Source organism: Micromonospora sp. NPDC000207 (assembly GCF_040300925.1).
GTDB lineage: Bacteria > Actinomycetota > Actinomycetes > Mycobacteriales > Micromonosporaceae > Micromonospora.
Window position 1 is genome coordinate 1 of sequence record NZ_JBEPEQ010000179.1, and the last position, 7,313, is coordinate 7,313.

Genomic DNA, 7,313 nt, shown 5'->3' on the forward strand with positions numbered 1-7,313 from the left:
GGCAGACCTCGGCGGCTTCGATCTCGGCGGCGATCCGGTCGGCGTCGGCGGCGTCGGCGGCGAGGAAGACGCAGGTGGGGCCGGAGCCGGAGACGAGGCCGCCGAGCGCCCCGGCGGCCTGACCGGCCTTGAGGGTGTCGGCGAGGGCGGGGCGCATCGCCAGGGCGGCGTCCTGGAGGTCGTTGCCGAGGGTGGCGGCGAGGACCCGGGGGTCGCGTTGGCGCAGCGCCGCCAGGAGGCCGTCGGTGCTGCCCAGGGGCGGACCGGCCGCGCCGCTGTCGCGGAGCCGGTCGATCTCCCGGTACGCCTCGGGCGTGGACAGGCCCCCGTCGGCGATGGCGACGACCCAGTACCAGGAGGTGGGGCGGGCCAGGACGGGGCTGACGGTCTCGCCTCGGCCGGTGCCCAGCGCGGTGCCGCCGTGCAGCAGGAACGGCACGTCGGAACCGAGGTCGGCGGCGACCGTGGCGAGTTCCTCCCGGGTGAGGCCGGTGCCCCAGAGGGCGTCGCAGGCGACGAGGGTGGCGGCGGCGTCGGCGCTGCCTCCGGCGAGCCCTCCGGCGAGGGGGATCTGCTTGCGGAGGTGGAGTCGGGCGTGCGGCATGACGCCCGCGTATCCGGCGAGGGCGTGGGCGGCCCGCAGGACCAGGTTGGTGTCGTCGAGGGCCAGTTCGCCGGTGCCCTCGCCCTCCATGGTCAGGCTGAGGGTGTCGCCTCGGCGGGCGGTCAGCTCGTCGAAGATGGAGATGGCGTGGTAGACGGTGTTCAGCTCGTGGAAGCCGTCACGGCGCAGGGGTCCCACCCCGAGGTGCAGGTTGACCTTGGCGGGGACGCGTACCCGGACCGGGCCGCTGGCTCCTCGTCGCTGCCCGTCCTCGTCCGGGCGCCAGGGCTCGGTCACGGGACGACGTCCCGCAGGCGCGACCGGTCGTCCAACTGTCGGTCCACTGTCGGCTCCTCGGCGGGAGTCTGGGGGGGCACTGACACCTCCTCGGCGGGCACCGCGTCAGCCTACTGGGCGGCCGGGGCGGCGGTCGGGGCCGACGCGGCGACGGCGGCGAACTGGTCCACGGTGAGTGACTCGCCCCTCGCGGACGGGTCGACCCCGGCGGCGACGAGGGCGGCGGCGGCCCGGTCCGCCCCACCGGCCCACCCGGCGAGGGCGGCCCGGAGGGTCTTGCGGCGTTGGGCGAAGGCGGCGTCGACCACGGCGAAGACCTGCTTGCGGGGTACGTCGGGTCGGGGTGGTTCGCGCCGGGTGAAGGCGACGAGCCCGGAGTCGACGTTGGGCACCGGCCAGAACACGTTCGGGGGGACCCGTCCGGCGGGGCGGGCGTCGGCGTACCAGGCGAGTTTGACCGAGGGGATGCCGTACACCTTGGAGCCGGGGCCGGCGACGAGCCGGTCGGCGACCTCCTTCTGCACCATCACCAGTCCGCTGCGCAGGCTGGGCAGTTCGGCGAGCAGGTGCAGGACCACCGGGACGGCGACGTTGTACGGCAGGTTCGCCACCAGCGTGGTGGGGGCCGGGTCGGTGAGGTCGGCGGCGGTGACCCGGACGGCGTCGGCCCGGTGCACCCGGAGCCGGTCGGCGTACGGGCCGGCGTGCCGGGCGGCGGTCTCGGGGAGGGCGGCGGCCAGGGTGGGGTCGATCTCGACGGCGTGCACCCCGGCGGCGACGGGAAGCAGGGCCAGGGTGAGGGAGCCGAGCCCGGGGCCGACCTCCAGGGCGACGTCGTCGCCGGTGAGCCCGGCGGCGGCGACGATCCGGCGGACGGTGTTCGGGTCGTGGACGAAGTTCTGGCCGAGCTTCTTGGTCGGTGCCACGCCCAGTCGGGCGGCGAGTTCCCGGATCTGCGCCGGGCCGAGCAGGTCTACGGCCATGACCCGACAGCGTACGGCCCGCCGCCGGGCCGCCCTCGACCACGGCTCACCCCTGCCACCATGTGACCCACATCATCGATCACCGCCGAACCTCTCCCGTCTCGTTTCCGTCAAGCCGGTGACGCAGGACGGCACCGCAGCGGAGAGGCACCCCCACGATGATCCCTCGGACGGGCGAGGAGTGGCTCGACTGCACGAGACGGCTCCTCACTGACTACACCGGGAGGAGGATCGCCTTCCGGGAGGAGGACGGCGAGCCGTTCGCCACTGTCGACGCCGACGAGGATGTGTCCGCCCTCCTGGACCGCTGGCGGGACGACAGGGATCCGGAGTATCTCGGCCATTCGTCGATGCCGTTCCGCCTCCGCACGTTCCTGATCGACAAGAGGGTCCTTCCCGCCGAGTCCGCATTTCTCCGTCACCACGAACCCGACGGCGGTCACGCGTACACGGAGGCGACCTACACCCGGGCACTGGAGACCTTCCTCGGACACTGCAGGAGGAAGGGTCGGCTACCGAGGAAGGACGGGAGGTGCGAGGTCCGCTTCAACGTCCATCGGTACGACCGCAATGGCGACGTGGTGTTCGTCGAGAAGAAGGACAAGATCAACATGGGGCGACGACTCCGTGAGGGCCGCCTGACCGACGGTGAGATCAGGGTGCTCGTCGGTTTCGGCCTCGACGGGAGGTTCGCCCCTGCGGGCAGCCCACTGCACGACCGGGCCAGGTGGATCCGGAACTCCCGACTCCACGAGCCGAACCCCCACCTCCCGGAGACGTTCCTGCCGGACCCGTCCCGCCCGGACACCTTCGTGCCGAGGGGGTTGCCGCCCCATCTCGCACCGAGTCTCCCTCCCCCGGACGAACTCGCCCCCGACTACCGCCCGCAGGCTCCGCCGCCGGGGGAGCTGCCGCCGTCGGAGGAACTGCCGGCCTACTCCCCGCCTTTCCCCGGTTCCGTCCCGTCGACCACGCCCCCGCCGGACCGGGTCACGGCGGCGCACCTCAGGGCCACCGAGACGCGACGTCCCCTCGCGCAGGAATCCGACTCCGGGTCCACGACCGGCACCCCGTCACCCACCCGGCCCACCTTTCCGACCACCGTCGGGCCCCGGACTGCGAGACGGTGACCACGGTCGGATCACACCGACAAGAACGGACTTCCGGGCGTACGGCCGGACGGCACGGTCACCGTCCGTGACGACAGGTCTCCGCCGGAATCGGCCGGAACCCCTGCCCACGACACATGTGACATAGATCACATATACGAACCGATGCCGACCAGGTCCGTCACTCCCCTACAACGCAGTGCACAGCCGGAGGGACGGGAGCATGCCCCCAACACAGCCCACAGCCTGGACCGACGACGACTGGATCGCCTTCGTCAGCAGTTTCATGAACGCGCGCAACAAGGGACTCACTGCCGGCAACCTCAGGGGCTACACGCCGATCCCTCGGGACGAGCGGGCCATTCGAGCCCTACGCGAGTGGACCGACAAGGAGAGCGGGCAGTGGCTGGGTCCGCCGAACATGCCCATGACGGTGCGCGGTCTTCTCAAGAAGGACAACTTTCTGGACCAGGGGACGTCCGAGTTCGTCCGGCATGACAGAGACGGGAATCTCCAGGTCAGCTCGAACGTCTACGCCAGGGCCGCACACGTCTATCTGAACCGGTGCATGCAGGAGGGCCGAGCGCCCAGAGAAACGGATTTCCAGCGGGTGCCGGTCATCGTCGTTCGCCCCCGAACGTTCAGCAGGCTGTGGGCCAAGGACCCGAAGAACTTCAAGATCAAGACCCGTCAGTACTTCTCGGTCCCGGTCGGGCGACGGCTCTTCAACCCGCACCAGTTCGACATCGACGACCACGAGCTGCGGACCTGGAAGCGCAACGGGTGGACACCGCCGAGCAACATCCACTCGAACCCGAGGCTGGCCGCACGGCAGGCCTGGGTGGCCGAAAGCGATCTCACCCCGCTGAACTACCACAATCTGCAGACGTTCGTACCAGGTCCGGACCGACCGTCCACCTTCCGTCCGTCCACCACCCCGCTGTATCAGGAGACCCGCAGCCCCTGGGAACAAGCCCCGGACGAGGCCGCCTACGAACGCAGGCTCGTGGCCGCCAACCCCGGGTTGTTCCAGCCGCAGCGACCCCAGCCCCCCCAGGCGCAGCCCGTGCAGCCGCCGACCTACTCGGAGTACCCCACCTGGTCCCCGCCGAGCTATTCGGAGTCGCAACAGTCCCGACCGTCCTCAGCGACCCGGACGCCGACCACCCCGACGTCCCCAGTGGCCCGGACACCCACCGCCTCACCGTCTCCCACGGCCCGGACACCCACCGCCCCACCGTCCCCCACGATCCGACCCCTGTCGGCTCCCACCGCCGAGACCCTCGCCGCAGCCGAGGCACGGGTGAATGGCTATTCGACCCGGACAGGTGCCCCGCTCGGCACCACCAACTCCGGACGACCCGTCCAACGGCGACCCGTCCCCAACCCGGGGAACCCGAACGCCGGACGGGGCCGGTAGGGTCCACCACCCGAGAGGACCGGAACAGATGCCTGGCCTACGCGTGACGGCTCAACCCTCGAACACCTGGGACGACACCGACTGGATCGCGTTCATGGAGGAGTATCTCCGATTCAGTGCCCGCCACTCCGGCCCTCACCGTCCTCGGTCCTGGGAGCCGCACGCCTCCGAACGGCGCACGGTCGAGGCCATCCAGAAGTGGAACTCACCCGACAGCAGCGAGTATCTCGGCCCGCCGGACATGCCCGTGCTGATCCGTTCCGAGCTGGAGTCGGACGGTCGTCTGCCGCCGAACTCCTCCTGGTTCGCCAGGGAGACCGGGAGCGGACGGGAGTTCAGCTCCGAGGTCTATGCAGTCACCGCGAAGGAGTGCCTGTCGCGCTGCGCCGCGCAGAACCGGGAACCCTGCCGGGACGACACCTCCGAGCAGTACGTGACAGTGGTCCGGGCCAGGACCATCAGCAGGCTCGTGACGAACTCGTCGGGCCGACAGACGATCGACAGGGTCTCCGTCCCGATCGGGGCGCGACTCGCCGAGCCGGAGCGGCACCGGATCAGCGACCACGAACTGGCCACCTGGGTGGAGCTGGGATGGCGGCCGAGGAACATGGCCCCGGACTCGGCCCTCGCCGAACGGTACGACTGGATCCTGGAGAACACCAGGAACCCGCCGGACCGGGCCGACCCGGCGAGCTTCGTGCCGAGTCCGACGAACAGGCACACCTTCACCCCGCTCACCCCCCCGCTCTACCAGGCGGAATCGACGTCGCCCCCGGGTTACCCGAACCCGGGGTGGGAGCGGCCGTCGGCTGCGGTCCCGTCGACAGCTCACACAGTCGCCGGGCTGGCAGCCCTCCGCCTCGACGGCGGGAGTCCCCGGTCCACCTCCCCGTCCGTCGTGGCCCCCGCCACCCGCTCCGGCCTGCCCCGGCCGGGCCGGCTGGCCCAGGCGACGGGCCGGGTGCTCGGCTAGGCACGGACTACCCCCGCCGTCGGGCCCATCCGACGAACCTGTCGTCGAGGGCCGCCACCGGGATCGACTGTCCGAGCCGGGCGAGCTGAGCCGTCGCCTCCTCCCGCAGGAGGGTCAGGTGGGCCAGCAGCGCCGGTCGGTCCCACCACCTGGCGCACCTTCCTCACCCACCTGAAGTAAGGAAGGGCCCCCCGTTAACGCCTGCGGTATAGCAGGGTTCCCCTCTCACCGCCGCGCAGTGACGGTGGCAGGTGGCGGTCAGCGCCAGGGGCCGAAGGCGCGCTCCCCGTTCGCCGACAGGTGACGGCAGAGGGTCTCCAGGTCGAGACCGGTCGTCGCGGCCAGCGACCGGACAGTCAACGGGATCAGGTACGACGCGTTCGGCCGCCCCCGGTGCGGGGTCGGGGTCAGGTACGGCGCGTCCGTCTCCACAAGCAGCTGCTCCGGCGGGGTCAGGGCGGCGGCCGCCCGGAGGGCGTTGGCGCTGGCGAAGGTGACGGTCCCGGCGAAGCTCAGCAGGTAACCCCGGCGGACACACTCGGCGGCGAACTCGGCGTCACCGGAGAAGCAGTGCAGGACCACTGTGGTCGGAGCGCCCTCGTCGTCGAGGATCCGCAGGACGTCGGCGTGGGCGTCCCGGTCGTGGACGACGAGGGTCTTGTCGTACCGCTTGGCGATGGCGATGTGCGCCCGGAAGCTCTCCTCCTGGACCGCCCGTCCCTCCTCGCCGGTGCGGAAGAAGTCCATTCCGGTCTCGCCGATCCCGCGTACCCGATCCTGCGCCGCCAGGGTCTCGATCTCCCGCAGGGCGGCGTCCAGGTCCGCCAGGCGGGGGGCCTCGTTCGGGTGCAGGGCGACGGTGGCCACGACCGCCCGGTGTCGCCCGGCGACCTCCACCCCCCACCGGGACGACTCGACGTCCACCCCGACCTGGACCAGCCGGTCCACCCCGACGGCGGCGGCCACCTGCACGATCGCCTCGACCGGGTCGGTCAGCAGCCCCGAGTCGGCCACCGCCACCGCCTCGGCGGCGGCGAGGGGGTCCACAGCGGCCAGCGCCCCGGTCGTCGCCACGGCGTTCGCGGCGGCCCCGGCCACCCCGCTGCTCGCCGCCGCGTCGAGGGTGGCCGCCGCGTCTTCGGGCGCGCTCGACGGCCCCGAGGGTACGCCGGGAACCCCTGCCTCGGTCACGGTGATGTCGAGGTGCGTGTGGCTGTCCGGTACGGCCACCGGCAGCGGCTCGGGAGGGGGCGGGAACTCGCCTGCCCGGCGGGCGGCACGCTGCTTGCGGGACTCGGTCGGCTCACTGGTCACCTGGCGAGGATCACACACCACCCCCACCCCACGACGCCCCCACCCCACGACGCCCCCCACTGATCGCCCACCCGACCCGAGACGCGGTTCTCCTGATCGTTGGCGGTTGACCTACCCGACACGCCGAGAAGGTGGTAGGTAAACAGCCAACGATCAAGAAGCCCACCGGCCAGCCCGACGGGGCCTCGGAACGCCTCGGCGCTCCGGTCCTCGGCACCGGGTTCGCGCCCAGCAACGACCAGCTGATCCCCGAGTTCGTCACCCGGGACCTCGTCGACCTGCAGGCGATGACCTGGGCCGCCCGCTACCCGGTGGAGACGGCGGCCCGCCGACTCCGGTACGCCACTGGCGTCAGGTCCCCTGCCAGGTGCTCCGGGAGGAGTCGGGCTGACTCCGGCTGCGGTGGTGTCGACCCGCCCCGGGCAGCGTGGCGGTGACCGGCACCCAGTGCCACGAACGGGGTGTCCACGAGATGTGGGCGCCGGCCACCGAGGTCACCGACGACCGGGTGGTCGGCTTTCCGTACCGGCTCTGAGCGGCTCGGGTCCGGGCAGGCCGGGCAGACCCAGCGGCGGGGCCCCCGCCCCGGGCAGCGGCCGGCCCCGGCCCCCGC

At 72.0% G+C, this 7,313-nt stretch carries 7 protein-coding genes; 4 read left to right on the forward strand and 3 right to left on the reverse strand.

Features of this window, described 5'->3' with window-relative positions:
- A partial coding sequence (locus ABT336_RS26205) for a 4-(cytidine 5'-diphospho)-2-C-methyl-D-erythritol kinase (RefSeq protein ID WP_350900084.1) occupies positions 1 to 901 on the reverse strand: 901 nt, incomplete at its 3' end.
- Positions 902 to 1,011: 110 nt separating this feature from the next.
- Positions 1,012 to 1,884: a 16S rRNA (adenine(1518)-N(6)/adenine(1519)-N(6))-dimethyltransferase RsmA gene (rsmA, locus tag ABT336_RS26210; protein ID WP_350900086.1), complete on the reverse strand. Its 873-nt coding sequence runs from the start codon at positions 1,882 to 1,884 to the stop codon at positions 1,012 to 1,014.
- Between the two features lie 158 nt (positions 1,885 to 2,042).
- On the opposite strand from rsmA, the gene ABT336_RS26215 reads away from it, so the two are divergent.
- The 3 genes from ABT336_RS26215 to ABT336_RS26225 all read left to right on the forward strand — a co-directional run bounded on the left by ABT336_RS26215 (position 2,043) and on the right by ABT336_RS26225 (position 5,386).
- Positions 2,043 to 3,014 carry a hypothetical protein gene (locus ABT336_RS26215; protein ID WP_350900088.1) on the forward strand — a complete coding sequence of 324 codons (972 nt, stop codon included), beginning with the start codon at positions 2,043 to 2,045 and terminating at the stop codon, positions 3,012 to 3,014.
- A gap of 202 nt (positions 3,015 to 3,216) precedes the next feature.
- A complete protein-coding gene (locus tag ABT336_RS26220; RefSeq protein ID WP_350900090.1) occupies positions 3,217 to 4,413 on the forward strand; it encodes a hypothetical protein in 1,197 nt (398 codons plus the stop codon).
- Between the two features lie 28 nt (positions 4,414 to 4,441).
- Entirely contained in the window at positions 4,442 to 5,386 is a 945-nt protein-coding gene (locus tag ABT336_RS26225) for a hypothetical protein (protein WP_350900092.1), read from the forward strand.
- 258 nt (positions 5,387 to 5,644) lie between these two features.
- Here the strand turns inward: ABT336_RS26225 and ABT336_RS26230 are convergent, their stop codons facing one another.
- Entirely contained in the window at positions 5,645 to 6,700 is a 1,056-nt protein-coding gene (locus tag ABT336_RS26230; RefSeq protein ID WP_350900094.1) for a TatD family hydrolase, read from the reverse strand.
- A 131-nt stretch (positions 6,701 to 6,831) separates the two neighbouring features.
- Here ABT336_RS26230 and ABT336_RS26235 point away from each other — a divergent pair, with 131 nt between their 5' ends.
- On the forward strand, positions 6,832 to 7,137 hold the full coding sequence (locus ABT336_RS26235) for a hypothetical protein (protein WP_350900096.1): 306 nt from the start codon (positions 6,832 to 6,834) through the stop codon (positions 7,135 to 7,137).
- Positions 7,138 to 7,313 lie beyond the last annotated feature (176 nt).

What these genes read in the sequence shown, in the direction of transcription:
- rsmA (WP_350900086.1), bottom strand. Translation starts at nt 1,884, where the DNA reads ATGGCCGTAGACCTGCTCGGCCCGGCGCAGATCCGGGAACTCGCCGCC.
- ABT336_RS26215 (WP_350900088.1), top strand. Translation starts at nt 2,043, where the DNA reads ATGATCCCTCGGACGGGCGAGGAGTGGCTCGACTGCACGAGACGGCTC.
- ABT336_RS26220 (WP_350900090.1), top strand. Translation starts at nt 3,217, where the DNA reads ATGCCCCCAACACAGCCCACAGCCTGGACCGACGACGACTGGATCGCC.
- ABT336_RS26225 (WP_350900092.1), top strand. Translation starts at nt 4,442, where the DNA reads ATGCCTGGCCTACGCGTGACGGCTCAACCCTCGAACACCTGGGACGAC.